Origin of the sequence: uncultured Campylobacter sp. (assembly GCF_937980635.1) — a bacterium.
Taxonomy (GTDB): Bacteria; Campylobacterota; Campylobacteria; order Campylobacterales; family Campylobacteraceae; genus Campylobacter_B.
In genome coordinates this window covers 1-26887 of sequence record NZ_CALJPG010000037.1, presented here as the reverse complement: position 1 = coordinate 26887, position 26887 = coordinate 1, and the positions used below count along the sequence as shown (strand labels likewise).

Here is a 26887-nt window from a genome sequence, read left to right as displayed (position 1 = left end):
AGCGCAAGCGAGCGGAATTTATTGCGCGCCGGCTGCGGTAAAGCGGAATCTATCTTTGTAAACGAAGCGTTTAATGCCTATTTTAGGCAAATTTAGCAATAATTACCTAAAACGCTAAAAGGCATCTTTGTATGAAAAAAGTCTCGATCGGCGAAGCAGCCGAAATTTTAGGAATTTCAAAAGAAGCCGTCTACAACCGCATCCGCAGAAATTCCTTGCGCGCCGAGGAAAGCGGCGGCGTACGCTACGTGCTTTTAGATGATGAAATGCAACAAAGCGAACCCGCTTCGCAAGGCTCTACTAAAAGCACACGTACTGGCGGCGGGGCGGGCACTCAAAGCTTCATCGACTATCTCATCAAAGAAATCTCCGAGCTAAAAGTTAAAATCGAAGCACTACAAAGCGATAAGGACAGACTTCACAAAGAAAAAGAGGAAATTTTAATCGCCTCAAAAGAGGAGATTAAGCTGATGTATAAAGAGCGCGACGAGAAGCTCAGGTATTTTTTGTCTTTTTTCGACAAACCGCTACTTTCGAGCAAAAGCCGCGAGACCAAACCCTACGATATCGAAGTCAAAGAAAAAACCTTCGATCGTAGCGAATGGACGAGCCTTGCAAAATTCGTAAAATCGCTCAAACGCAAAAAGCGCCTTAAAGCGCAAAGCCTAATCATCGAAAACATCGGCAAGAGCGAGTTTATCCGCGTCGAGGGAAACGAGCTTTTGATAAATCAAAGCCTAGATATAAAATCACTGAAAGGATCTAAATGAAACTACGCAAAATCGCTAGCTATGCGCTAGTAAGCGGCTTCGGGCTCGTTATGGCGGGCTCGTTAGCGGGCTGCGACGATAGGGGGCAGGAGCAAAATGTCCGTCTGCAAGAAGGCGCGCTCGTGCGACTCGAAGAGGTCGCGCCGGGAAAATATAAAATTTTAGAGGAATTTCCAAGCGAAAAAACCCAGATCATCTTAAGATCGCTCGACGGCACGGAGAGAATTTTAAGCGACGAAGAAACCAAAGTCCTTCTAGCCGAAGAAAACGCTAAAATCGACGCCGGCACTTCAAATTTAACCAATCAAAACGCGCAGCTTAGCAGCGGCGGCATGAGCCTGGGCGAAGCGATCTTGGCAAGCGCTGCAGGCGCCATCATCGGCTCGTGGATCGGCGGCAAGCTGTTTAACAACCCAGCCTACCAAAGCCAGCGCCAAACCGCCTATAAAAGCCCAAGCGCCTACTCCAGAAGCGTCGATAGCTTCAATCAAGCAAAGCAGCAAAACGACAAGGTGCGAAGCGGCAGAAGCGGATTTTTCGGCGGAAGTAAAAGTGGCAAAAGCGGCGGATTTTTCGGCGGCTAAGCGCGCCTTGAAACATACAGCGACTTTGCGCGGCGAGTTTAAATTTAGAGCGTAGAATTTTAAAATTTCCGTGAAATTTAGCATTGATTTGACGCCGATTTTTCAAAAACGCGCGAGGAAGCTCGGCTAAATTTTATCGCTTCTGCCGCGCCCGGTCCACACCGCAAGCGCGCCGTTTAAAATTTAGCCGCACATCTCGCGTGGCTTAAATTTACGCACGATCGTCGCGCATGATCTACGCTAATTAAATTTTGCCTTGCGCGCTTTAAATTTACGCGAAGCCGTATGCGTATCAAAAGCTCGCAAAAGCCGCAAAGATCGCGGCGCAGATGAGTTAAAATTTTAAAAAAAGGATAAAAATGCAACTAAAAAAGATAACGCCGTTAAGCAACGAATATCTCGAAAAGCTCGGCTTTTACTGGCACACGGACGCAGACGAGACCCCTTACGTCAGCGACGAGATCGTGCGCGTGAGCGCTGCGGAGGCGGATGCGTATTACGAAGCGGCGAACGAGCTATATGAGATGTTTGTCGCAGCCGCGCAGCACGTCATCGACAACAACCTCTTCCACGAGCTCGGCATCCCCTTCAACCTCGTAGATCTAATCAAACAAAGCTGGGAAAACGAGGTGCACTGGCACCTATACGGGCGCTTTGATTTCGCAGGCGGGCTGGACGGCAAGCCGATCAAGCTGATAGAATTTAACGCCGACACGCCCACGGCGGTGTTTGAGACGGCGATCATCCAGTGGGCGATGCTCAAAGAAAACGGCATGGACGAGGCGAGCCAGTTCAACGACCTCTACGACGCGCTGCGCGATAATTTCAAGCGGCTCGTGGTGCTTGACGGCGAGCTAAGCGATTTTTCTAAATTTTACGAGGGATGGAAAATTTTATTTAGCAGCGTCGCGGGCAACGTCGAGGATGAAAAGACGACGAAGCTTTTGCAGCAGACCGCGGAGGATGCGGGCTTTAAGACGCGCTTTGCTTACGTGGACGAGGTGGAATTTAACGACGAAGAGGGCGTGTTTTTCGACGGCGAAAACTACGAGTATTGGTTCAAGCTCATCCCTTGGGAGGCGATCGCGATCGAGGAGGGCGAGCTTGCGCTCATCTTAAAAAACATCGTGCAAAATCAAAAGGCGATCATCCTAAACCCCGCATACACGCTACTTTTCCAAAGCAAGGGGATTATGAAAATCCTGTGGGATCTGTATCCGAACCACCCGCTGCTGCTACAAAGCTCCTTTTCGCCGATCATCGGTAAGAAGATGATCAAAAAGCCGTTTTTGGCGCGCGAGGGGGCGAATGTGGCGATTTTCGACGCGGACGGCAAAAAGATAGAGGAAAACGGCGGCGAATACGAAAATCAGAAATTTTTATATCAGGAATTTTACGAGCTAAATAAAGACGAGCGCGCCCAGAGCTACCAAGCGGGGGTATTTTTCGCATACGAAGGCTGCGCGCTGGGCTTCCGCAAGGGCGGCGAGATACTAAACAATCTCTCAAAATTTGTGGGACACTACATCGAGGATGCAAAGTAGTGGCGCGGCAAATTTTAAAAATTTGAGAAATTTTAGGGCGGAGCATTTTGGTGATACATTTCGCGGCAAGGCTATCGCGGCAGTAAATTTTATCGCTGGGCGGCAGCGGAATTTAACGCTAGGAGACTACGGTAAAATTTAACGTAGCGGCGCGACCAGAATTCTGCACGGATAAAATTTTGAGCAGATCAAATTCACGTGAACTAAAATTCCGCGTAGAGCAAGTTTTGCGCGAGCTAAATTTTAAAATTTAAACGCGAGCGGCAGCAGCGATTAAATTTATCTCTCGCTTCGGCGCAAATTGAAATTTTAAATTTAGACGTAGGTTTCAGCGGCGGTAAAATTTAACGCCTGCTTCGGCGCGAAATTAGAATTTTAAAATTTAACGCCCTGCGCGCTGCGAGCATTAAATTTCGCAAGAACAGAATTTGCGATAGTTAAATTTTGCGATAGTAAAATTCCGCTAGAGCAAATTTCCGCAATAACTAAATTTGCAGAGTTAAAATTTGCCGTTTAAGCGCCGTGCTCCGATCGCGCGACGAAATTTAACGGCTAAATTTAACCGCGCAGCCATGGCTTAAATTTTTAAAACGCAAAGGGGAAAATATGAAAATCGTATGTTTGGATGCCGCGACGCTGGGAAGCGACGCCGATCTTAGCGAGATCGCGAGCTTAGGCGAGTTTGAAAGCTACGAGATGACCGAGCCCGCGCAAACCGCGCAGCGCCTAGCTGGTGCCGACGTCGTCATCACCAACAAAGCCCTAATCACGGATGAGATCATGGCGCAAACCGCGCTTAAGCTGATCTGCGTCAGCGCCACGGGTACGAATAATATCGACATGCAGGCCGCGCAGGCTCGCGGCATCGCGGTGAAAAACGTGGCTGGCTATTCGACGCAAAGCGTCGTGCAGCAGACCTTCGCGTCGCTGTTCGCGCTAACCAATGCGCTCGGATACTACGCGGATTACGGCAGCAGCGGCAAATGGTGCGAGAGCGAAATTTTTACCCACATTGACGCGCCGATCAGCGAAATTTACGGCAAAGAATTCGGCGTCATCGGGCTTGGACAGATCGGCGCAAAGGTCGCCCGCATCGCCGCCGCATTCGGCGCGAATGTGAGATACTACTCCACCGGCGGCGCGAACGACAACGGCGAGTTTGCCAGAGTGAGTCTGGACGCGCTTTTGAGAGCATGCGACATCATCTCGATCCACGCTCCGCTAAATGAAAAAACGGCGGAGTTGATCGGCGAGGCGGAGCTTGCGAAGATGAAAGAGGGGGCGATCTTGATGAATTTCGGCCGCGGCGGCATCGTGGATGAGGACGCGCTGGCTCGCGCCGTGGATGAGCGAGGCCTGCGCACGGCACTTGATGTGCTGCAAACAGAGCCGATGAGAGCAGATCATCCGCTGCTGCGTGTGAAAAATCGCCGCAATGTCGTCATCACGCCTCACATCGCATGGGCGAGCGTCGAGGCTCGCAAACGGCTGATAAAGATGATCGCACAGAATATTAGGGATTTTATGAGCGGTAAATGAATGCAGTTAAAACGCCGAAGCAAATTTAACAAGATCAAGATGCGGCGCAAGACTCACAAAGACTCTGCACATAGTATTTCAAAGCGCTACACATAAAATTTTATTAACTGAAAAGAAGCGATGCCGCTTCGGATAAAATTTTAAATTTACGCCGCTGACAAGCTATCTCTCCGCTTTGAATTCATAGATTTATCTTTTCTTGCCAATTCTTTTTATGCTCATCCAAAACCCCGTAACTATAAAAAATAACACAGAAATCGCCGCTACGCAGAACAAGAACTTGCCCGCCTCGCCAAAGATATAGCCCGAATGCACGCTCAAAACGGCTTTATGTATAGCAAACGGGCGCGGCATGGTGCTTTTCGCATCATCATAGCGAGCATGCCGCAAGATGCCCTTTTTAACGTTTACGCTCATCGTGTTCATATGCTCTTCGCCCTCTTCGCCTTTATCGAAATAAAAGATCATAAAATTTTCTCCATCTTTTTGGGCGATGATGTTAAAGAATTCGTAGTTCTCACCGCGTTCACTCTTAAAAATATCAAATGCCGTCTGCAAATTTAAAATTTTATCTTCATCCTCAAGCGAAAATCCTCGCACTTCGGTAAAACTCGTTTTCCTAAAAATTTCCTTTTCCCCTAGCGCTCTGTTGGTGATTTTGGCTATCCAATCATACGACCAATAAAGCCCACTAGCGCTTATCGTAAGCAAAACGGGCAGCAGCAAAACTCCGACCGCGCCATGCAAGCTATATAAAAACGCATAACCTCTCGCTTTAAAATTTATCCTAAATGCGCGTAAAATTTTCCCTCTAAAACTAGGATAATAGATCACCACGCCTGAAATTAAGACCAAAATAAACATAATCGTGCTAAGCGCCACGATATTTTTGCCTATTAGCCGCAGAGTTTCGTTTTTACTTAACCCAAAACCTAGATTAGTATGTAGATTTAGCGCTACGCCGATAAACGTATCGCCTATGTTTTCCGAAGTAATTTCGCCGCTATAAGGATCTATAAAATATGATTTAAACTCGCCGCCAGAATCTGTACCAGAAAGCCTAATCGCTTCGTTTTTGTTTTGAGGAATCCTATAATAACTGAGCGTAAAACCGGGCTTGACTTTTCTGAAAATATTTAAAATTTCGGCGGGCTTAAGAGCGTCTTTTCCGCTCGGGCTCACGAAAGATTTGCTTTGATTTAACGCATCTATAATCTCGTCGTGATACGAGATAATAGCGCCACTAAGGGCTACGATTAAGATCGGCACGCAGCATATAAGCGTCAAAATAAGGTGGACATTGAACCAAAATTTTTTCCTTTTTAGAATCGCCATTAATTTCCTTAAATTTTAAATCCGCGGACGAAATTTTATGCGTCGCGAATTTAAAAGTTCACGTTAAATCCAACCTGCGCCTTCATCCCGTCTACGACCATCATTTGATAATTTCCCGAGCGCGTTAGTACGAATTCGTTGAATATGTTATAAAGCGTAAAATTTAAACTTGCGTCTTTTGTGAGCTTATAGCTCGCACCCAGATCAAAAAGCGTGTATGAGCGGATATCCTCATCGTAGCTTAGGCTATCGCGCGTCCTACTATAATAATTTATTTGCGACCATAAGTTTAGCTTGGAGCTTACGTCGTAATCAAATCCTAGCTTTACCGAATGGATTGGAAAATTATTTAAGGTTTTACCCTTCTCGCTACCCGTTTTTTGCTCGGATTTCGTATAGGTGTAGTTTGCATGTAGCTTCAAATTATCTAAAATTTGATAATCGTTACTTAGCTCTAGACCCCTAACCTCGGCTTCCCCGATATTTATAGTATCCCAAATACCGCGCCTGTAAGTTTTGCCGTTATGCACGCAAGGATTTCCCGGTCTTGGACGGCAAATCAATTTCGTAGAAATTCCATCTTTGATTTCAGTATAAAACGCGGTAGCGCTAAAGTTAAATTTATCGTTATCGTCGTAAGAAAACCCGCCTTCGTAGCTTATGCTGCTTTCAGGCTTTAAAGAGCTTCTGCCTATCTGCGCTCCCTGGCCTCCTGCAAACGGCGAGGCAAGGCCCTCGCTACGCTGCTTAATATCCGGAGTTAAATATCCCGTCGAAACGCCACCTTTAATAGAAAAACTTTCGTTTAAATGATAAACGGCATAAGCGCGCGGCGATATATGGCCGCCGTAGTCCTTATCGCGATTATATCTGATTCCGCCGGTTAGCGTTAAATCATCAGTTAGATAAAAATCATCCTCGCCGTAGATCGAATAATCCCATCTTTTGACGTTTGCCTCATCTGCGATAGTGGCGGCTTCGTTTAATCTCTCGCTTCGGTATTGCACGCCCAAACTCAAAGCATTTGAATCGAAAAAATATGAGCCTTTAGAATTTAGCGTAGTCGTTCTAAGACGCAGATCCTGGTCGCCGCTTTCTTTCATGCTATCGTAATTTGCATAGCTATCTATCATAAACTTATCGTATTTTCCCTGATGAGACAGGCTTGCGGTGTAGCCCTTCATATCCTCTTTCGCAATATCGGTATTGCCTCCCCAGGCTGTTCGCGTACGCCCGTATGTACGCCTAAATTTATTATTTACTTTACGATAATCAAGCGCTACCTCATCGTTTTGCGTTACGTTATACATCAGTTTTGCGCCCATATTCGTCTCTTCATTATTTCTATTCGCATAAGGCTCCTTGTCCTCTATCTTTTCAAAAAATCTGCCGTAAAGTGCGATACCTAGTACGTCCGGGACGATAGCTCCGTTTAGATAAAAACCCGTTTGATAATCACCTTTTATTTGCGATTTTTTAGCGAAAGTATAGTATCCGTTTACATTGCCGCTAAGCTCATTTGAAAAGCCTTTGGTGATGATATTTATTACTCCGCCCATCGCATCGCTGCCGTAAAGCGAGCTCATAGGACCGCGGATGACCTCTATGCGCTCTATCGCATTTGCGGGAGGCAAGAAATTCTGACTGCTACCAATACTTCTTATTCCTTTATAAGCACTATCGCTGGTCGCAGGCTTGCCGTCGATTAAAATTTTTGTATACTTTTGAGATAGACCTCTTAGGCTTATGCCTTTTCTAGATGCAGCACCTAGCGTTGCGGTAAAGGCACTCGGCAAATCCTCTACCATTGCGGAGATATCTTGATAGTTACGCTTTTGTATCTCTTTTTGCGTAAGAACGGAGATAGAAGCGGGGGCGTCTTGGATATTTTGCCGATAGCCCGTAGCACTGACTACGGTAATTTCACCCAAATTTACGCTTTTGCCTTGTTTTTCTATCTCGCCCGATATTCCGGCTGTCGCTATAACAGCAATCAGCGATAATTTATATATTGCGCGCACAAACGCTCCTTTTCTTATTAAAATTTAAACTCATTTTACTATAATAAGATATGCATTATCAAGAAATACTAAACGGCACAGGGATTATTTTAAACGCTAAAGGGATAAGATGAGTAAAGAGATAAGTTTAGATGATTTTTTACAAAAAATATCTAACGACATTGAGCCGTCCAAGCAATGCAGGTATAGCAAAACCGAGCTTAAAAGCGAAAGTATAAAATTCAACTTTAGCTCTTTTTATACGGGCGGAGAGATAGGATATTATAGCAGCGATATAATTTGCAGAGATTTTCTTTTGCATCGCCACGAGCGAGGTAGCCGCTATTCATTTTTATTTTTCAATACGGGCGAAAATCCTATCTGCTTCAGATCGGATAAAGATCAATTCGTTTTGAATAAAGGTGAGTTTTGGCTCGGAACTATGCAAAGCAAATTGTGTGGCGTTCACGAGCTTGAAAATAAACACTATAAAAGCTCCTGCATAGCGCTTAGCACCGCTTTTGCAAATGAGTTGGGAATTTTAAAAAATTTGAATTTAGATCAAGCCGTTTGCATGAAAAAATTTAAAACAAGCGCCGTGCAAAATATCATCCTCAAAGAGATCGAAAATGCCGCGATATACGATGGCAAAATGCGAGAAATTTTTATGGAAAGTAAAATTTTAGAGATGCTTTATAGAAGTTTTTATAAATTTAATAAGCCTGAAAATACGCTTAGTCTTGATGAAAATCGCATAAAAACAGTCCAAAAAGCAAAGAAAATATTACTTGAAAATATGCAAAATCCACCTAGCATTAAAGAGCTTGCTCATCTTTGCGCTACGAACGAATTTGCACTAAAAAGGGACTTTAAAGCATATTTCGGCACGAGCGTTTATGCGATGCTGACAAATGAGCGGCTTGAGATTGCAAAAGAGCTATTAAGTCTAGATCAAATCAGCGTAAACGAAGCCGCCAAAATGGTCGGATACAATAATTTATCGCATTTTTCTAAAATTTTTAGGGCTAAATTTAATATATTGCCGATGCAACTGAAAAAGGATATAAAATTTTACTACTCGGATTAGAATTTTGCACGACCGATTATCTTTTAGAAGCCACACTCTTTCGCAACCGCATATCAAAATCTCATAAAATTTTATATCGCAACCGGACCTGCAAAAATACGGAATTTAAATTATAAATGCCGCCGAAATCTTGGCGGCAAAAGCGAGCTGCGATCAAATATCGCAGCTACGGGTATGTTCAGATGTCAAAGGGCGCCTTAAAATTTTAAATACGTCTAAATTTAAAACAGGCTATAAACCTCATCGAGCGTGAAGTGCTTTTTATCGATCTTACCGCCGTAGTATGGCTTGATATCCTCGTCAAAAGCCTTATGGAAAAATTTCGCTTTATACATTTTTACCAGGCTGCTATTGACGGCATCAAGCAGCTCAGTATTGCCCTTAGATAGGGCGACGGCGATATAATCTACCTTGCCGAGGTTGATGATTTTTGCATCAAGCGCGGCGTCGTTTCTAGCGTATCCGAGTACGACCGTATTATCGTCGGCAAAGCCTATACCCTCGCCAGCCTTTAGTCTAGCGACGCATTCATTCGCATCGGCACATGTCGCAATCTCATAGCCCGCGTTTTTAAAATGCTCCTCGGCAGTTGTGCCTTTAACGCTTAGAATTTTTTTATGCGCGATCTGATCAATTCTTGAAATATTATCATCCTTACGACTTAGCACGCCGATCTGCACTGAATAATACGGGTAAGAAAAATCGACTTTCTGAACGCGGTCTTTTGTGACGGTAAGCTTGGATATGATGAGATCGACTTTGTTTTGCTCCAGCGAGGGAACGCGATCTTTAGATGCTACGGAGATAAAGTCGATTTTGATCTTTTTATTGCCGAATAGATTTTTAACTAGCTCGTTTGCCAAGTCAACCTCAAAGCCCTTCAGCGTGCCGTTATCATCGAAGCTAAACGGGGGCTGGGAATCTTGCAAGCCTATGCGAATTTCGCCCGCTTGCTTGATATCTGCTAGGGAATTAGCGCAAAGCGCGCCAGCACCTAGCAAAATACTTAGTAGAATTTTTTTCATATTTCGTCCTTTTAATCAAAACATTTTATAAAGATCATCTAACAAGAAATATTTTTTCTCAGCCTTTCCCTTGTAAAAAGGATCAATGCTGTCGTTGAAAATTTTCTTGAAAAAGCCGTTTTTGCTGAGCTTGACAAGCCCGTCATTTAGAGCGTTTAGTAAGTCATCGTTGCCTTTTTGCACCGCGATAGCTAAAAAGTCCGTCGTGCCTAAATTCTTGATATTTACCTCTACCTTGCGATCTACAACCGAATAGCCCAAAACTACCATATTATCGTCTGCATAACCGCTGCCGCGACCGGATTTTAGCGCTCGGAAACATTCGCTAGAACTAGCGCATGAGATAACCTTAAATCCTTCCTTGTTAAAATAATCAAACGCCGTAGTGCCGGGCTCTGCTAAAATTTCTTTATCTTGTAAATCGTCTACGGTTTTTATATTATCATCGGTGCGGGTTAGCACGCCGATATTTACGCTAAAGTAGGGATTTGAAAAATCCACTAGCTTCTCGCGCTCTTTCGTAACCGTGATGGCTGCGATATCCAAATCGACCTTGTTATCTTGCACGGCTGTGATACGGTCGTTGCCTAGAGTTACAACATATTCGATTTTGCCGCCCTTATCGCCGAAAATTTCCTTTGAAAGCTCTTCAATAAGCGAAATTTCAAAACCGCTGTATTTGCCGTCCTCGGAGACGCTAAGCGGCGGCAGTGAGCCGTCTATTCCGATACGAATGAGCCCTTTTTCTTTGATCTGCGCTAAAGAGTTAGCAAATAACGAACACGAAGCGATTAACAACGCAAATATAATCTTTTTCATAAAATTCCTTTAAATTTTACTAAAATTCCGCAAGCGAATAGAATTTCATCCATCGCCACTTTAAATCAAAACAAGCTGTAAAGATCGTCCAGCAAGAAATACTTTTTATCAATGGTGCCTTTATAAAAAGGCTCAATACTCTCATCAAAAATTTTTGTAAAAAAACCCTTTTTACTTAGCTCAATTAGTCCCGCATTTACCGCGTTAAGCAGCTCAGTATTGCCCTTTTGCACCGCGATGGCCAGGAAGTCCGTCGAGCCTAAATTCTTGATATTTACCTCAACCTTGTAATCGACTACGGCATAAGCAAATACAAGTAGATTATCATCGCCGTATCCGTCGCCCTTACCCGATTTTAGGTCATTAAAGCATTCATTCGCGCTCGCACACGGTACTACGTTATAGCCCTGTTTCGTAAAGTAATCAAACACAGTAGTGCCGGGCTGCGCCAGTATAGTCTTTCCGTTTAGATCGGAGACCTTTCTGATATTATCGTCGCTACGAGTTAGCACGCCGATATTTACGCTAAAGTATGGATCGGAGAAATCTACCAGCTTCTCGCGCTCTTTCGTAACCGAGATTAGTGCGATATCCAAATCAACTCTGTTATCCTGTACCGCTTTTATGCGGTCATCACCTACCGTTACGACATATTGTATCTTGCTGCCTTTATCACCGAAAATTTCTTTAACAAGCCCTTCGATCAAGAGTATCTCAAACCCGCTATATTCGCCAGCTTTAGCGACGCTAAACGGCGGAGACGAGCCATCTATACCGATTCGAATAACCCCTTTTTCTTTGATTTGAGTCAAAGTGTTGCTAAGAAGCGAACACGCAGCCAGCATCAACGCCAAGATTATCTTTTTCATAGCGTCCCCCTTTTTTTAAAATTACAGCAAGCTATAAAGATCGTCCAGCAAGAAATACTTTTTCTCTGCAGTTCCTTTGTAGTAAGGCTCGATAAAATTATCGAACGAATTTTTGAAAAAGCCCTCTTTGCTTAGCTTGATTAGCTCGCCGTTTAGAAAATCCAAAAGCTCCGAATTGCCCTTTTTCACGCCGATGGCTAAGAAATCCGAAGTGCCTAAATTCTTGATATTTACTTCAACCTTTTTATCTAATACCGGATAAGCCAGCACGACTAAGTTATCATCGGCATACCCGTCGCCCTGTCCAGCTTTTAGCGCCTTGTAGCAAGCGTTTGCGTTATCGCATCTAGCGATATTATAGCCTTGCTTTTCAAAGTATGTTTCTGCAGTACCGCCGCTAAGAACTAAAATAGTTTTATCTTGCAATTCATTTAAAGATTTAATCTTATCTTCAACGCGGGTCAAAATGCCTATATTGACGCTAAAATACGGGGTCGTAAAATCTACCTGCTTCTCGCGCTCCGGAGTTACGGTAAGAGTTGCGATAACCGCATCCACCTTATCTTCTTGTAGGAATTTTATACGCTGATTTGCAAGCACGGAGGTAAACTCCACCTTTCCGCCCGATGGAAGCATATCTTTAGCGATAGCATTTGCCATATCGACCTCAAAGCCCTGATGCACGCCGTCTTCTATCTTGCTAAACGGCGGTTGTGCGTCATAAACGCCTATTCTAAGTACTCCGCTACTTTTGATCTCGGAGAGCGATCTTGCGCAAAGCGCGCTACTGGCCAAAGCTGCGACGAGCAGACCTAAGAGAAATTTCTTCATCCTTTTTTCCTTTCTCATAAATAATTTCAAAACTATTGCCGCGGCTACGGAAAACCTCGAAATCCCGCCCGAATGGCAAGCAGACATTAAATTCGCCCGCGGGCGAAAAGCAATTTTAGCTTTTTATATCTTTAATGATTATTAAATAGTAAGTAAAGTCGCCAAATAAATTCGCTTTTTCATTGTTTGCTTCAATTTTGCGCGAGTTTTTTAGAATTCTTATCCGCGTCCTAGCGGTAAAATTTAAAATTTTTAAAATTTTGCAAAATTTTAAAGCTGCAGAATTGGGCGAGATATTTTATGAGCGCTTTAAAACTCGCGATGAAATTTTAAAATTTTATAAGATCAAATCTTGCAGGTTGCATTTGGTAAAACAGCACAAGAAAGTAGTGTAATTTTAAAATTTCGTGCTTTGGTGCAGACATAGTGGAATTTAAAATTCTTAAATCCCTACGCCCGCTCGATAAATTGGAATTTTAAAATTTTTAGCAAGCGTCATATTCTAAAAGCAAGCAAAATTAAATCTGTGCCACGCTGCAGAATTTCGCGATAAAAGCGTGCCGCCAGCGCTAAATTTTGCGCTATAAATCATACTACAAACATCAGCTTGGCGCAAAGCACGATGATGAAGCCGAAAGTAAGCGCGATTTTATGGATGTTCGTTCGCAAAAACTCCGGCGCGGGCCTTCCCATCGCGCGGCAGCTTAAATTTATCGCTACGCACACGGCGATGATGAGCGCGAGCGTGACTTTTAGCATAAAGATTTTTTGAAGCGGCGTGCCGAAATACCCGCCGTTAGCGCTTCCGACCCAGCGGCTCATCATCATTCCGCCGGTAATTATCAATGTAAAAAGGCAAACCGGCATGATCTTAATCGCGCGCGAGCCGATCACCTTTTTAACGCGCTCAAAATCCGCGCCCAGCACGCCTTTGAGCCGCGAAAAAATCACGACGTCGAAAAATATGTAGCCTAAAAAGATAATGGCGCAGATGAGATGCACGATCTGCACGTAAGGATAAATTTGCTCCACCACCGCTCCTTGCTATGAAATTTCGCCCATTTTATGCGAAATTTCAAATTTTAGCAATGATTTTCATCAACGCACCGCGAGCGGTTAAATTTAAGCCGATCGTGCGAGCAGCGCAGATAAATTTTCGCAAAATCACGCAGTCAAATTTAAAAGCAAAGCCGCGCAGCTAAATTTAAAAATGGACGCGCCCATAAATTTATAAATTTATGGGCGCCGCAGCACGGTTAAATTTTATAAAATTTCAAAGCATCATCGAAAAGATTATGCCAAATATGATTAGCGGGATATTAAAGAAAATAAAGGTCGGCACGCAGGTATCCCACATATGGCTATGCCCGCCGTCGATATTCAGCCCCACGGTAGGCCCGAGCGTGCTATCGCTCGCAGGCGAGCCCGCATCGCCGATACCCGCAGCCACGCCGATGATAAAGATCGTCGCTGCAGTGCTAAAGCCCAGCTGCGCGGCTAGCGGACAGTATATCGTAGCGATGATGGGGATCGTGCCGAAGCTCGAGCCGATACCCATCGTCACGAGCAGTCCGATGCCGATCATCAACAGCGCGCCGCCTAGCTTGCCGCCGCTTAAAGTGCTCGCTACGTGCACCAGCTCGTTCACGCCGCCGGTTTCTTTTAAGATCGTGCCGTATCCTGCGGCGATCAGCATCAAAAACGCGATATAGCCCATCATATGCACGCCCTCGTCAAATACGTTATCCAGCTTCTTCCACTCGATGCCTTTGCTCGCAAGCATCACTAAAATTCCGCTAAGCGCGGCAAACGGAAGGGATTTGATCCAAATTTGCACCGCGAAGCACACCGCGATGCCCGCTAGAGCGCCCCATTCGCGCATACCCATCTTAAGCTCGCTAAAATGCGCATCCAGGCTCTGTTTGGTTTCGGCGTAGTCTCTCGGCTTGCGGTAGTAGATCACGGCTAGGATGAGGCCCACGAGCATCGGCACTGCGCTGAGCCACATCACGCTTGATATGTCGCCAAGGCTTACCGCGATGCCGTTTGCGTTCATATTTTTTTCGATTAGCCCCATAAAGATAAGTCCAAATCCCAGCGGCAGCGCCATATACGGCGTCTGCAAGCCGAACGTCAGCGCGCACGCTACGGCGCGGCGGTCGATCTTTAGCGAGTTCATGATCTTGACTAACGGCGGGATCAAAATCGGGATAAAGGCTATATGCACGGGGATTAAATTTTGTGAAAAGCACGCAAAAAAGGCGATCGAAAAGATAAAGACGTATTTTTTGTCGCTGATTAAATTTGCTACCGCGCGCACCAAGATCGCCGTTAAGTTGGTCTTTGAGATCGCGCTTGCGATGACGCCTAGCAGCAGATACGAAAGCGCGGTTTCTAAATTTCCGCCCATGCCGAGGCTGCCGGCGTTTTCAGGGTTGCCGTTTATGAATAAATTTATGGCATCGCCCAGCGGGATATTGCTTGAGAGCACGGCGCATATCGTGCCGATTAGGATCGCAAGCATTACGTTGCACCTCAGCAAGCATAGCGCGCACATCACACAGATACTGATAAATACGGGATTAGTAAGCATCTTTTGCCTTTTTTGGAATTTTTGCAATTATATAGAATTTAGGGCTAAATTTTGCTAAAATCGCGCAAAAAATCGGCTAGGACAGCGATGAAATATTTTTACTCCTCTTTTGTAGTAAGCCTAATTGCGCTTGCTATCGCGTTTTATATCGGCGGTGCGGGTGCCGCTTATATCTGCGCGCTTTTGTGCGCACTCGAAATCAGCCTCAGCTTCGACAACGCCGTAGTCAATGCCAAAGTGCTAAAAGATATGGCGCCGGTGTGGCAGAGCAGATTTATCCTCTGGGGTATTCCGATCGCGGTTTTTGGCATGAGGTTTTTATTCCCCGTACTAATCGTCGCGGCTAGCGCGCATCTGGGTCTTTGGGAAACCCTCGTGCTAGCGCTTAAGCAGCCGCAGCGCTACCATGAAATTTTAAGCGAAAACGAAGCGCAAATTTACGTCTTCGGCGGCGCGTTTTTACTGATGGTCTTTTGCGATTTTTTCTTCGATACGCAGCGCGAGCTACACTGGCTAGGCATAATCGAAAATAACGGGCTCGTGCGATTTTTAAAGCGCATTCCAAACGCTCCCACGCTGATCGCTCTAGCCGCGGGGCTCGTGCTGCTTGCTAAAACGGGCTCGGCTACGCTCGGCGCAGCGTATTTCGGCGCGATCTTACTCTATCTACTCATCTCCTGCTTCGACCGCCTTTTCGGCACGGACGGCGTAAAAAACGGCTTTGCGGGCTTTTTATACTTAGAGACCCTGGACGCGAGCTTTAGCTTCGACGGCGTGATCGGCGCGTTTGCGCTAAGCGATAATATCTTCATCATCATGCTAGGTCTTGGCGCTGGCGCGATGTTCGTGCGCTCTATCACGCTGTATCTCATCGCCCGCGGCACGCTGTCGCACTTCGCGTATCTGGAGCACGGCGCGCACTACGCTATCGCGTGTTTGGCGTTTATAATGTTTGCCAAGCTGAAATTTGAAGTAAGCGAGATCATAACCGGCACCGTGGGGATCTTATTCATCGCGCTATCGCTCCTTTCGTCGGTGCTTTACAACCGCCGCAACAAACGTAAACTCATCGAAACGATCGCGGGAAATAACGAGTAAAATTTCATCGCATATCTTGCCGTGCGCGAGATCAAATTTTAAAATTTCAAGCTACTGCCGCAAGCGGTAAAATTTGCTCGCTTGTGCCGCGTTAAATTCTAAGAGACGCCGAATTTCAAAAAGCGCTAAATTTAAAGCCGCGGGCGATGAGATTGAAATTTTACTAAAAGCGTTAAATTTTAAACTGCGAGATGGCGTTTTAAAATTCAAATCAGCGATCGCGCGAGCTCAAGCCTTTATCGCGCAATCTCTGCAGCTCTTCGCCGCCGGGTGGCGGGCTATTTGCGGGCTCACCGCTCTCGCTTGCGCCGCCAAAAAGTTCCTCATTCAAGCGCAGCTCGTCAATGATACCCAGAAGCTGCAAAACTTCGGCCTTTATCCGCTCGGCGTCTTTTGGCGTAGTGCGCGGCGAAAACAGCGCGGCTTCGAAGCGGTTTTTCGCGCCGTTTAAAAATAGATAAAATTTGCCGTCCATAAACGCCGCACTAAGAGCAATCTTGGGCGCAAGCTTAAGCTTCAAAGCTCCGAGACGCTCCATAAAGCTAGGCGTCAAAAGATACCGCGCCTCGATCTTATCGCTTGCGAACACGCGAAATTCCTCGCCGAAAATCACATCGTCCATCAGCTCCTGATCGCCTAAAAATTTTGTGCCTGGCGAGCGGTCCGCGATGATGGTCTGCCCCTTAAATTTCTTATAAAACTCGCACACCAAAACCGAGCCGCTAAAGGCCTGCACGTATTCGCCGAGCCTCCAAGCGTTCCAAAGCGCGATCGCCGACAGCAAAAAAGCCGCAGAAAGATCGCTCTTGGATCTTTGGGATAGCCTTACAAGCTCCATAGACTCGCGCGTTTCATAGATTTTTATCGCCTCACTTAGGCTAAATTTTACCCCTTTATAAACACCGTCTATCTGATCCTCGGCTACGAATTCATTGTTCGGATAGATGCCTGTTTTGCGGAGCTCTTCCTCGTCTATGCCGCTTTGCGGCTCGTATCTAAAGGCGGGATCGATATCTGAAATGATGGCGCGGATGAAGGCGTCTTTGTAAAAGGCGTTGTACTCCCACTTGGCGATGGAATCATCAAAAATCCCCCATACGCAGCTTACCGCAATTATCGGGATCATCGCAGACATCAGCACGGCGGAGGAGTATTCGTTTTGGATCAAGTCGTGGATAAACCAGCCGACGGAAAAAACCGCGATGCATAGCAATAAAATCAACGGTTTTAGAAATTTTATCTTGCACTGCTGCTGCTTTTTTGCCAGTTCCTCTATCGCTCTGTCAATATCCAAAATTTAACTCCAAATTTGATTTGCCGAAATTTTGCCCCTTATTCTACGCTAAATTTTATTAAAATTTCATCCGTTAAGCGAGTTTAAGATTTTTTATGCTATTTTTGAGACCTATTTCGATCAAAAGGCGAGAGATGATAAATTTACCGAAAAATTGCGTGGTTTTTACCTATCCGAAAATGGGCGATAGCGGCAAATTTTTGCCCGCAGAGTTGCGCGGCGCAGCGGGGCTTACGGGCTGCACGCTTCAGTGCAAGGCCTACGAGAGCGCGTTTGCGCAGATAAAAGCCCTCGGCTTTGAGCTTATCGCCGTAGGCAGCATGGGCGAGGCGGGCACGAGCGAGTTTAAGCGCGCTACGGGTGCTACGTTTGAGTTCATAAACGACGAAAAATTCGAGCTTGAAGCGCCGCTTGGGCTCGAGACTTTCACGACCGGCGACGGGAAGAAATTTTACCACCGCCAAACCCTGATTTTTCAGGATGGCAAGGAGATAAAGCGCTTTAGCCGTATCGCTAAGCCCGAGCAGGACGCGCAAAACGTACTCGCGGCGCTAAAGGGCCTATAATCGATCGCTTCGGCGCCGCGCTTTAAATTTTGCGCTCCAAACGCTCTGCGGCACAAGACTAGAATTTAGGGCGGAGCGCATTTCTATTAAATTCAGCATTTTTAATTAAAATGGCGCTAAATTTAACGGAGGCTGGTATGAAAAAATTTCTATTTTTAGCGCTATTTTGCGCCCTTGCAGCAAACTGCGACGAGAGCGCGCGAGTAGATAAAATTTCTGCGGCGGGCAAAGCAGACAAAACAACGAGTATCGGCGAGACCGCCGCGCAAAACGCTCACTTTCTAAAGAGCGGTCAAGCAAGCGCCGGCTCGCAAAGCAGCGCCGATGCAGTCATCCAAACGGACGGAATTTCGCGGGCGGATCTGCAAAGCTGCATCGTAAAAAGCGACGAAGGCTCCTGCGAGCGCATCGCGCGCGGTCTGAAAAGCGGCTGCGAGCGCAAAGATCAGCTGTCGTGCTTTTTCTACGCAGATGCGCTAGGGCGCGGCTTGGGCGTAGAGAAGGACGTCGTGGCGTCGTTTGAGCTTTTTCGAGAGCAGTGCGATGCCGACAGTAGCGAGGCGTGCTACGAGCTGTCGGTCAAATATCTCCAAGGAATCGGCACTCCTCAAAGCTTTGAGCTCTCGGGGCAGGCGCTAGATAAGGCATGCAAAATGCACAACAAGCGCGCCTGCACGGTGCTCGATCTACTGCCGAAAAATTAGCGCGGCAGAGGCAAAGCGCTTCTTTGGGCGGCACAGAATTGCTTTTTAGGGCTAGACCGCGTAGATTGCCGGACGTCTTGCAAATTTCGCCACACGAAAGCTTAAATTTTACAACTCGCACCTAGATGAGCGTGCGATCCGCATCTAAAGGCGCCGATCATCGCGTGGCAGCCCCGTTCTGCTTCGAATGAGCGAGGTTCGGTTTTAAAATTTAAAGTGATTTTCGTGGGTGCGGCGCGATGAAGCAGTAAATCGGGGAGAGCGGCAGATAAACGAAACAAAAGGAGCAGAGATGAAAGCTTTAAAGCTTGCGCTAACGGCGGCGCTGGCGCTTAGTTTGGCAAACGCGGAAGGCAAAGCCAAAGAATTTAAATTTAGCGGCTCAAAAACTAGCGCGCTTTTAGCAAAGTGCGGCAAAAAGGACGCCGCCGCATGCTACGAAGCGGCGATGAGATACGAGCTGGGCGGTCGCGGCGTCGTGCGAAACCGCCTCAAAGCGCAGGGCTTTTTCGCAGACGCCTGCGAGCTCGCCACCCTCGCCGAGCGGAAGCAGGGAAATAAAATGGGCGGCGCAGGCGAGCGCGCGATGAGCAATCTGCGCGAGCGAGCCTGCCTGGGCAACGCCGCGGTGCTGGAGAGTTTCGCGAGCGGGCAATGCCGCAGCCTCGTGATATACGACGAGCTTTGCGAGGACGGCTCGCAGGAGGCGTGCGACAATCTAGCGCAGATGAAGCGCGATGGCTGGGCGCCCAAAGAGAGCTGCAGCGAGGAGATAGTCGCGAAATTCGGCGACGGCAAGTCGCAGAGATGAAATTCCATTCTATTTTGCGACGGTAGAATTTTAAAATTTCGCGAATATAAAATTTGCCGAAATTTTATAGAGCTCGACCGAAAATGGTAACAAGGTGGACTAAATTTTAAATTCTAAAACGCGTTTAAATTTGCGTCGTAAGCGGCGTCGATTTTAGACTCAGCAGAAATTAGAATTTGTGCAACAAGGCTCTTTGAATTACAAATCGTGCGTGACGGCCAGGCTAAAATTTTAAGAACTAGAATTTAAACAAAATCTGCAATCTAGCCGTGATGATATAATTTTTAGAATTTTGCAAGCGTAAAATATCAAAATTTTGCGTATCTACGTCGAACCGCCCTCCCAAAAAAAGCGCGAAATTGGAATTTTAAACTGTCGTCTTGTACGAGGAGGCGATAATTTTAAGCAGCTAGAATTTCAATTAATGCGGATTAAAATCCAAGCGCGGCATGCAAAGGTGGTACTGCAAGCGATGGAATTTCAAATATGGGCTCAAGGCTAGCAAGACGTAGAATTTAAACGCCACGAGCGATAAATTTCAAAACACCCATTTTAAAATTGAGAAGCGGAGATTTAAATTTAAGTGTGGCGAGCGATTAAATTGTAAGGGGTGCTTAAATTCAAATATCGCAGCTCACAAATTATGCGTAAATTTTGCGCCTAAATTCCGCAAGATTTGGTGCGAGATAAGCGTTTAATGATATCGTAGCTAGATCATTAAACCAAGCTTCAATCACGCTAAAACCCTATTTACCGAGCGCTTGTGCAAGCGCGTATTTCAAACCGCCGAAGCAAAAAAAGCCTGATCGAAAGCGTTTGGCGGCGTATATCTCAACCGACCGCGCCTCATATTTTACTTTATAGCCTAGCTCGCGCACGAAATTTAGATTTTGAAATTTCGCGCAAAAATATTATAATTTCGCCCAAATCACGGCTAGGACGGAAAATGAACTCACGCGTGCAAAACGAATATCTAAAATCAAAAATTATGAGCGCCGAGGAAGCCTGCGAGCTGATCCCAAATGGCGCATCGGTGGGCTTTAGCGGCTTTGTTGGGGCGGGCTGCGCACTAGCGCTGCCGCAGGCTCTGGCGCAACGAGCGACAGCGCTGCACGAAAAAGGCGAGCCCTATCAAATCGAAATTTTTACAGGTGCATCGACCGATCCGCTTTTAGACGGAGTTTTGGCAAAAGCAGGTGCCGTGAGCTTTCGCGTGCCGTTTTTTACGGATGCCGATATGCGCCGTGCGATAAATAGTGGTGCCGTGCGATACGCGGACGTGCATCTATCAAGCCTTGCCGCGCAGCTTAAAGCTGGCTTTTTTCCACATCTAAACTTTGCCGTGATCGAAGTAGTGGCGATTAAAGAAGGCGGTGAGCTCGTGCCGTCCACATCGCTAGGCAACAACCAAGCCTGGCTCGATATCGCCGATCGCGTGATTTTAGAAGCGAATTACTATCAGCCGCTTGAGCTGGAGGGCATTCACGACGTTACGGATCTGCGCCTACCGCCGCATGCTGAGGATCTGCCGATCAAGCACGTAGGCGATCGTGTAGGCAGCCCTTATATGCATGTAGATCCTGCCAAAGTAATCGCTGTCATAGAGGCTAGGACGCATGATCGCGTCAATAATTTCACCGCCGTGGATGAAATTTCAAGTGCGATCGGGCGCAATGTCGTAAAATTCTTAAAAAACGAGGAGGCTTGCGGCAGACTTCCCGCAAAGAAGCTACTGCCGCTACAATCGGGCATCGGCAACGTCGCCAACGCCGTGCTTAGTTCGCTACAAAATGCTGGCTACCAAGGGCTGCAATGCTACTCCGAGGTGATCCAAGACGGCATGCTAGATCTCATCAAAAGAGGCGTCGTAGGCACTGCAAGTGCCACGGCGCTATCGCTTAGTCCCGCAGGTGTCGAGGAATTTCAAAAAAGCATCGATTTCTACCGCAAACACATCATACTACGTTCACAAGATGTCTCCAACTCGCCAGCACTCATCAGAAGGCTTGGCGTCGTGTCGATGAATGGCATGCTAGAGGCAGACATCTACGGCAATGTAAACTCCACTAACGTCATGGGCTCGCAGATGAAAAATGGCATCGGCGGTAGCGGTGACTTCGCTCGCAACGGATATTTGTCGCTATTTCTTAGCCCGTCGCTAGCTAAAGGCGGCGCGATTAGCGCTATCGTGCCCTTCGTGAGTCACGTTGATCATACCGAGCACGACACTCAAGTCATCATCACCGAATACGGCATCGCCGATCTGCGCGGTAAATGCCCTCGTGAGCGTGCTCGCGCGATGATAAGCATCGCGCATCCCACTTACCAAGACGCGCTGAGAGATTATTTCGAGCGGGCATGTGCGCAGCCCTGTGCGGGGCATACTCCACACATCTTAAGCGAGGCGCTGTCGTGGCATCAAAGATTTAAAGATACGGGGAGTATGAAGGCTTAGAGCGAATTTGCTCAAGCTAATGCGCTAAAACCTAAAATTTAAGCTCATTCTTGCTGAAGTGGGAAGTTTGCACTTAAAAATTTCGCCTACATTTGAAAGCTCTATCGCTAATTAGAGTAAAGCTCGTTAAAATTTTTATTTTGTAAAGCTCGCGTGAAATGTTATAAAACGAATGGATCGAAATTTGCGCCATAAAATTTTAAAATTTGCAGGCGGGTTTAAGGCGCGGAATTTAAAAGGTTCTTTGTCAATAGTGGGGGGTGTAAAAACACCTCTATCTATTGCAAAGGCGTAAATAAATTTTATATTTGTTAACCCAGTTTTGAATATTACCTTCACTGATTCCTAATTCAATAGAAACTTGATAAGTAGATTTTCCTTTAACAACTTCTAATACACTATTATATTTATCCTCTACTAAAAAACTATTGTTATGAGATTTATGCTTTAATACCTCAATTCCATGTGTTTCTACTAAATTATTCCATATTCTTATGTAGTTACGGAAGTAATATTTGTTGATACCTCTAGGTGTATCAGCCCATTTACCTTGTTTGTATAATTCTATACAGTTCTTTTTAAATTCATAGCTATATTTCATAAAAATACCCTCCTTACTGGTTTGTCCAGTAAAGAGGGTACATATCAAAACCCTTCTCTTTTTCTTTTATAGAACTTTTGCGTTATATACTTCTTCGGGCTTAGCGGCCAATAGTCTTGCTGCCATATCTTTTTTCATCTGAATCAAAGTAGTCTCTTCTTCTTCACTTCTATCTTCTTTTCTTGCTAATTCAACAAATTCTTTTAGTACAAAACCTGGCTTTATGGTTATAACAACTGTTTTATCTCTATACTTGAATTTAAAATAATATCTTCCATGGGGACTTTCTAAGACTTCTTCAGCTTCTTTTAAATTAATATCAACGGAAATTCTACCATCTGTTACGCATCTTGTTACCATTTCAAAAGCATCTAGCCCTCCCGGTCCAGGAAATGCTGTAATAAGATATATCTCTCTTCTTTCTAATAATTTCCCATCATCTAAAAGTGGAAAGGCTCTACTCATGACTTGAAATGCATGAGCTACTCCCCCGGGATAACCTACACCATGATAGTTTAGTAAATTATCAAAGCTATATTCTAATTCATGTCCTTTTTCTAATACTTTTATTTTATCCATGTTTCTTCCTTTCTTGTTAAACTACTTCCTCAATATTGTAGCAACTTCATCATCTGATAATTTGTAATCATATACATATTCAAAGAAATTCTTTAACTCTACTTCCATGTCCATATCTGAAAACAATTGTGGATACTGTATTTTTGCAGCCCATTTAACTGTAAGCGGAGTTTCAACCCCAGGAGGATCCCATCTATAAACACCTATAGGAATTTTGTATACTTGTTTGTTAGCTACAGCTTTAATTGTTGACCAGTTTCTACCTTCCTGCTTATTTTCAATAAAGTCTTCCGGCATTAAGTCTGAATGATTTCCTAAATAAATGATATCAGGGTTCCATACAATCATCTGCTCCATGTCCACTTCAGCAAATTCACCCTTAAGCTCGTGGGCCGGATTATGGGCTCCACTTGGTTTCATCCAATGGTCGTATGCTTTTACAGCTATTTTCATGTCACTATAAAACTCTATAACTTTTGGTTTATCTTCATCTTTTATTTCAGCTAACTTTGATGTTACTTCATTAATTCCTTTGTCCATATATTCAACTAATAAGTCGCCACGTTCTTTCTTTTGAAGTACTTCAGATATTATTTTTATATTTTCTTTTATACTGTCAAATTCTGCCCTCTTTAAAGCTACTACCTTAAGTCCTGCAGCTTCCATTTTTTCAATTTCTTTCTCACTATTCAAATAAATAAACACTACATCCGGTTTTAGCTTCAATAACTCTTCCACGTTAACAACTGAGTTTTTTGAACACCATTTAGTATTCGCATTAGCTAGTTGTGGATACATGTTTTTTAAAACACTTTCTTCAAAAGCTTTAATAGAAGATGGGTTGCATCCTACAATTTTATCTGTCTTTCCATCAATTGCATATATTATAGACGGAAGAGGCTTGTCCACCGTTGCAATTCTTTCCGGTGTTTTTTCAAATTTAATCGTTTTTCCTCTAACATCAGTAACCGAGTATTCGCTTTCTTTTACCTCTTTAACTTCTTGCACTTGACTAGCTTCTTTTTCGCTGCCGTCACAAGCATTTAAAATTAATGCTAGTACTAAAAATAATAATAAACTAATCCTTCTTTTCATTTTTCCTCCTTTGAAAATTATACACTTAGTGGATAAACTCCAAACAAATCTGCAACTTCTTCTCTTAATATATGAGGTCTTTGTCTAAGAGCTTTGCCAACTTCTATCTTTCTTTCTAAATCAACTTGATTAATTCTTTCTTTTAATTTTCCTTCTTGTTCACTCCTTTCTTTAGCAGAGTAAGGTTCTTGATATAGGGTTTTAATAGCTTCATTAATTTCATCTTTTGAATTAAAGGTTCCCAGTACAGAATCTATAAAAGGAAAGGACAGAATATATGCATATGCCGCTTGAACCAAAGTTTGGTCTTCTTTTATACGAATAGCGTTAAATATATCTTCATAAAGCAACAAGTCTCCTGTTGCCAGCGGATTCATAGCTATTGTCCCTATATCTTTTTCATGAGTCTTCATTATTCCTTTTAATCTGTATTTGGAATTAATTATATTAAAGCCCTGTAAACTATAATCAAATTTATACTCCCCAATCATCTCAATTAGTTCTTTATTTTGTAAGTGTGAAGAAAAAGTAATATGCTTAATAAGTCCTTCTTCTCTTGCTTTTTCCATCTCTCTTATAGCTCCATAGTTTTTAGCTCCTCTCCATTCTTCAAAAGATTTTACACCCCAAAGACAAGTAAAGGAGTCAATACAACTTATTCCTAAATTCTTCAAAGAATTTTCAAGATTTTTTCGAAATGTTTTAGAATCTCCGGCATGTGTCTTTGACATAATATAAAATGGTTTTTTATGCTTCTTCATTTCTTTTATGGCTGTACCTAATATAAGTTCTGAACAATTGTTTCCATAAGTATCGCCAGTTTCAAAGAAATTTATTCCTTGTTTATATGCATAGAAGAAATTTTCTGCATGTTTATCTATATCTTGGGGATTCTTTAAGTGATGACTTCCCATAGATATTCTTGAAATTTGTATGCCTGTAGATCCTAATTTTCTATATTCCATTTATTAACCTCCTTCTAACAGTTCTATATGGTTTTATAAGGTGCAACTGTTTTGTATTCAACTTCTTCTGCTTGAAAAATTAAAATTTTAGCTTTGATTTGAAAATACTTTTGTAAGTTATCTTCAGTAATGGCTTTCGAACTTTCATCAAAGGTTGTTTTGTAGTCACTACCGATAAACAAAGTTTTGTCAGATATCTGCAATGCATGACTAGGAAAATGAGTGTTTATTATGCAAGCAGATTTTTTATTTACATTTATATGTTTAATTGCCTCTATGATTCTAATTTGATTCTTCATATCCAGGTTTGACTCCGGTTCATCTAAAATAAGAAGTTTTGGATTAGAAACAAGAGCTCTCGCAATCATAACCATTTGAAGCTCTCCTCCGGATAGCTCATCACAGTATCTATTTGATAGCTTTTCAACTCCTAATTCTTTTAAAGTTTCATAAGCTTTATCATAATCTTCCTTCGTAGGGATATGGAAAAAACTGTTTTCCTTGTCTAAACCCATCACAACCATTTCTAAAACCCCATAACTAAACACACTTTTCTTAACTTGAGGAACATAACTTAAGTTTTCCCATAATTCTTTTTCTGCATATTCATTTATATCTTTGCCGAACAATAAGGCTTTTCCCGTGTCCCATTTTAAAAACCCCATAAGACACCTTAAGAAAGTAGTTTTACCCACCCCATTGGGTCCAAGAATGGACATTATTTCTTCTTCTTTTAAATCAAATGAAATATCTTTTAAAATTTTTCTCTTGCCATATGAAAAAGTACCTTTTTTAACTTGGAGTATCATCTTCTTTCTCCCAAATTTTTTCTAAGTATAGTTATGAATAATGGCGCACCTATAAATGCTGTTAATATTGAAATGGGAATTTCATTGCTTGTAGCTGCTCTTGCAAGGGTATCTATCAGTAATAAATAAATTGCTCCCATAACACAACAAGTTGGAATAAGGTACCTATTATCATTTCCGATAACCATTCTGGCCAAATGGGGAATTATTAAACCTATCCATCCTATAATTCCACATACAGAAACTGTAGTTGCAGTTATCAATGTTGAGAGTAAAATAACCACAATACGTAATTTTTTTACATTAATTCCTAAAGACCTAGCCTCATCAGAATCTAGAGATAAAAGATTCAATTTCCACCTTAATAGAAAGAAGCCGAAAATACAAGGTATTATTATTATTGAACAAATAACAAGGTCTCTATAGGATACACTTGCTAAACTTCCCAGCAACCACATAGTGATAGTTGGAAGCTTATCTTCCGGATCTGCTATATATTTAATAAATGATATTGAAGCATCAAATAGTGACTTTACAATTACTCCGGATAAAACTAACACATACAAATCTGTTCGTTTTTTTACTCTGGATAGGTTTAAAACTATATAAACTGCTAAAAGCCCCAGAAACAAAGAAACATGCTGAGTCACTATCATGTCTAGGGATAATAATATAGATAAAGCCGCCCCAAAACCTGCTCCTGAAGACACCCCTAGTAAGTCCGGGCTAACTAAAGGGTTTGAAAAAACAGTTTGATATGCTGCTCCTGCCAGTGATAGCCCTGCACCTACTAAAACTGCCATAAGTATTCTAGGTAGTCTTATGTCAATTACTACACTAGTTTCATGTACGCCTAAGCCGCTAACATCTCCGGTTATTGTTTTGTATATAATCATAAATGCTTCATAGGGGCT

The 26887-nt window shown here is 43.9% G+C and carries 27 protein-coding genes; 12 read left to right on the top strand and 15 right to left on the bottom strand.

Annotation, left to right across the window (positions count from 1 at the left end; genetic code table 11):
• The first annotated feature begins 131 nt into the window (after window positions 1–131).
• The 4 genes from Q0460_RS10105 (at window position 132) to Q0460_RS10090 (ending at window position 4437) form a co-directional block, all read left to right on the top strand.
• On the top strand, window positions 132–770 hold the full coding sequence (locus tag Q0460_RS10105; protein ID WP_299086604.1) for a helix-turn-helix domain-containing protein: 639 nt from the start codon (window positions 132–134) through the stop codon (window positions 768–770).
• Window positions 767–1354: a UPF0323 family lipoprotein gene (locus tag Q0460_RS10100; protein WP_299086603.1), complete on the top strand. Its 588-nt coding sequence runs from the start codon at window positions 767–769 to the stop codon at window positions 1352–1354. The genes Q0460_RS10105 and Q0460_RS10100 overlap by 4 nt, the downstream gene beginning before the upstream one ends.
• A gap of 359 nt (window positions 1355–1713) precedes the next feature.
• Window positions 1714–2898, top strand: coding sequence for a glutathionylspermidine synthase family protein (locus Q0460_RS10095; protein ID WP_299086602.1), 1185 nt, complete (start codon window positions 1714–1716; stop codon window positions 2896–2898).
• A 606-nt stretch (window positions 2899–3504) separates the two neighbouring features.
• Window positions 3505–4437 (top strand): D-2-hydroxyacid dehydrogenase, encoded by a 933-nt coding sequence (locus Q0460_RS10090; RefSeq protein ID WP_299086601.1) that lies wholly within the window; start codon window positions 3505–3507, stop codon window positions 4435–4437.
• Between the two features lie 189 nt (window positions 4438–4626).
• On the opposite strand, the gene Q0460_RS10085 is transcribed toward Q0460_RS10090, so the two are convergent.
• Both Q0460_RS10085 and Q0460_RS10080 read right to left on the bottom strand, forming a co-directional pair.
• Window positions 4627–5772 carry a PepSY domain-containing protein gene (locus Q0460_RS10085; RefSeq protein ID WP_299086600.1) on the bottom strand — a complete coding sequence of 382 codons (1146 nt, stop codon included), beginning with the start codon at window positions 5770–5772 and terminating at the stop codon, window positions 4627–4629.
• Window positions 5773–5822: 50 nt separating this feature from the next.
• Complete coding sequence (locus tag Q0460_RS10080; protein ID WP_299086599.1) at window positions 5823–7793, bottom strand: TonB-dependent receptor; 1971 nt, start codon at window positions 7791–7793, stop codon at window positions 5823–5825.
• A 109-nt stretch (window positions 7794–7902) separates the two neighbouring features.
• Between Q0460_RS10080 and Q0460_RS10075 the strand changes: the two genes are divergently transcribed.
• On the top strand, window positions 7903–8859 hold the full coding sequence (locus Q0460_RS10075) for an AraC family transcriptional regulator (protein WP_299086598.1): 957 nt from the start codon (window positions 7903–7905) through the stop codon (window positions 8857–8859).
• Between the two features lie 221 nt (window positions 8860–9080).
• On the opposite strand, the gene Q0460_RS10070 is transcribed toward Q0460_RS10075, so the two are convergent.
• From Q0460_RS10070 to Q0460_RS10055, 4 genes are all read right to left on the bottom strand, one after another.
• The gene (locus Q0460_RS10070) at window positions 9081–9884 is read right to left on the bottom strand and encodes a transporter substrate-binding domain-containing protein (protein WP_005872862.1); all 804 of its coding nucleotides are present in this window, start codon (window positions 9882–9884) and stop codon (window positions 9081–9083) included.
• A gap of 15 nt (window positions 9885–9899) precedes the next feature.
• The gene (locus Q0460_RS10065; RefSeq protein WP_005872860.1) at window positions 9900–10703 is read right to left on the bottom strand and encodes a transporter substrate-binding domain-containing protein; all 804 of its coding nucleotides are present in this window, start codon (window positions 10701–10703) and stop codon (window positions 9900–9902) included.
• Between the two features lie 65 nt (window positions 10704–10768).
• The gene (locus Q0460_RS10060; RefSeq protein ID WP_297904070.1) at window positions 10769–11572 is read right to left on the bottom strand and encodes a transporter substrate-binding domain-containing protein; all 804 of its coding nucleotides are present in this window, start codon (window positions 11570–11572) and stop codon (window positions 10769–10771) included.
• Window positions 11573–11593: 21 nt separating this feature from the next.
• Entirely contained in the window at window positions 11594–12403 is an 810-nt protein-coding gene (locus Q0460_RS10055; RefSeq protein WP_299086597.1) for a transporter substrate-binding domain-containing protein, read from the bottom strand.
• Window positions 12404–12585: 182 nt separating this feature from the next.
• Between Q0460_RS10055 and Q0460_RS10050 the strand changes: the two genes are divergently transcribed.
• Entirely contained in the window at window positions 12586–12798 is a 213-nt protein-coding gene (locus tag Q0460_RS10050; protein ID WP_299086596.1) for a hypothetical protein, read from the top strand.
• Window positions 12799–12991: 193 nt separating this feature from the next.
• Here the strand turns inward: Q0460_RS10050 and Q0460_RS10045 are convergent, their stop codons facing one another.
• A complete protein-coding gene (locus Q0460_RS10045; protein WP_299086595.1) occupies window positions 12992–13435 on the bottom strand; it encodes a copper resistance protein CopD in 444 nt (147 codons plus the stop codon).
• Between the two features lie 14 nt (window positions 13436–13449).
• Here Q0460_RS10045 and Q0460_RS10040 point away from each other — a divergent pair, with 14 nt between their 5' ends.
• Entirely contained in the window at window positions 13450–13605 is a 156-nt protein-coding gene (locus Q0460_RS10040; RefSeq protein WP_299086594.1) for a hypothetical protein, read from the top strand.
• A 71-nt stretch (window positions 13606–13676) separates the two neighbouring features.
• Here Q0460_RS10040 and Q0460_RS10035 read toward each other — a convergent pair whose 3' ends face one another.
• The gene (locus tag Q0460_RS10035) at window positions 13677–14996 is read right to left on the bottom strand and encodes a Na+/H+ antiporter NhaC family protein (RefSeq protein WP_299086593.1); all 1320 of its coding nucleotides are present in this window, start codon (window positions 14994–14996) and stop codon (window positions 13677–13679) included.
• A gap of 87 nt (window positions 14997–15083) precedes the next feature.
• Between Q0460_RS10035 and Q0460_RS10030 the strand changes: the two genes are divergently transcribed.
• On the top strand, window positions 15084–16094 hold the full coding sequence (locus Q0460_RS10030) for a DUF475 domain-containing protein (protein ID WP_299086592.1): 1011 nt from the start codon (window positions 15084–15086) through the stop codon (window positions 16092–16094).
• 211 nt (window positions 16095–16305) lie between these two features.
• On the opposite strand, the gene Q0460_RS10025 is transcribed toward Q0460_RS10030, so the two are convergent.
• Entirely contained in the window at window positions 16306–17388 is a 1083-nt protein-coding gene (locus Q0460_RS10025; RefSeq protein WP_299086591.1) for a DUF3137 domain-containing protein, read from the bottom strand.
• Between the two features lie 134 nt (window positions 17389–17522).
• Here Q0460_RS10025 and Q0460_RS10020 point away from each other — a divergent pair, with 134 nt between their 5' ends.
• From Q0460_RS10020 to Q0460_RS10005, 4 genes are all read left to right on the top strand, one after another.
• Window positions 17523–17954: a redoxin family protein gene (locus Q0460_RS10020; RefSeq protein ID WP_299086590.1), complete on the top strand. Its 432-nt coding sequence runs from the start codon at window positions 17523–17525 to the stop codon at window positions 17952–17954.
• Between the two features lie 137 nt (window positions 17955–18091).
• Window positions 18092–18658 carry a sel1 repeat family protein gene (locus Q0460_RS10015; protein WP_299086589.1) on the top strand — a complete coding sequence of 189 codons (567 nt, stop codon included), beginning with the start codon at window positions 18092–18094 and terminating at the stop codon, window positions 18656–18658.
• Window positions 18659–18950: 292 nt separating this feature from the next.
• On the top strand, window positions 18951–19469 hold the full coding sequence (locus tag Q0460_RS10010) for a hypothetical protein (protein ID WP_299086588.1): 519 nt from the start codon (window positions 18951–18953) through the stop codon (window positions 19467–19469).
• 946 nt (window positions 19470–20415) lie between these two features.
• The gene (locus tag Q0460_RS10005; protein ID WP_299086587.1) at window positions 20416–21924 is read left to right on the top strand and encodes a succinate CoA transferase; all 1509 of its coding nucleotides are present in this window, start codon (window positions 20416–20418) and stop codon (window positions 21922–21924) included.
• Between the two features lie 274 nt (window positions 21925–22198).
• Here the strand turns inward: Q0460_RS10005 and Q0460_RS10000 are convergent, their stop codons facing one another.
• The 6 genes from Q0460_RS10000 to Q0460_RS09975 all read right to left on the bottom strand — a co-directional run.
• A complete protein-coding gene (locus tag Q0460_RS10000; protein WP_299086586.1) occupies window positions 22199–22525 on the bottom strand; it encodes a hypothetical protein in 327 nt (108 codons plus the stop codon).
• A 66-nt stretch (window positions 22526–22591) separates the two neighbouring features.
• Window positions 22592–23104, bottom strand: coding sequence for a hypothetical protein (locus Q0460_RS09995; protein ID WP_299086585.1), 513 nt, complete (start codon window positions 23102–23104; stop codon window positions 22592–22594).
• A 21-nt stretch (window positions 23105–23125) separates the two neighbouring features.
• Window positions 23126–24199: an ABC transporter substrate-binding protein gene (locus tag Q0460_RS09990; RefSeq protein ID WP_299086584.1), complete on the bottom strand. Its 1074-nt coding sequence runs from the start codon at window positions 24197–24199 to the stop codon at window positions 23126–23128.
• Window positions 24200–24216: 17 nt separating this feature from the next.
• Window positions 24217–25164, bottom strand: coding sequence for an aldo/keto reductase (locus tag Q0460_RS09985; protein ID WP_009649659.1), 948 nt, complete (start codon window positions 25162–25164; stop codon window positions 24217–24219).
• 23 nt (window positions 25165–25187) lie between these two features.
• Window positions 25188–25973, bottom strand: a complete 786-nt coding sequence (locus tag Q0460_RS09980) for an ABC transporter ATP-binding protein (protein WP_299086583.1) — start codon at window positions 25971–25973, stop codon at window positions 25188–25190.
• Window positions 25970–26887, bottom strand: a 918-nt coding sequence (locus Q0460_RS09975; RefSeq protein WP_299086582.1) for an iron ABC transporter permease, incomplete at its 5' end; no start/stop codon positions are given. The genes Q0460_RS09980 and Q0460_RS09975, both read right to left, overlap by 4 nt.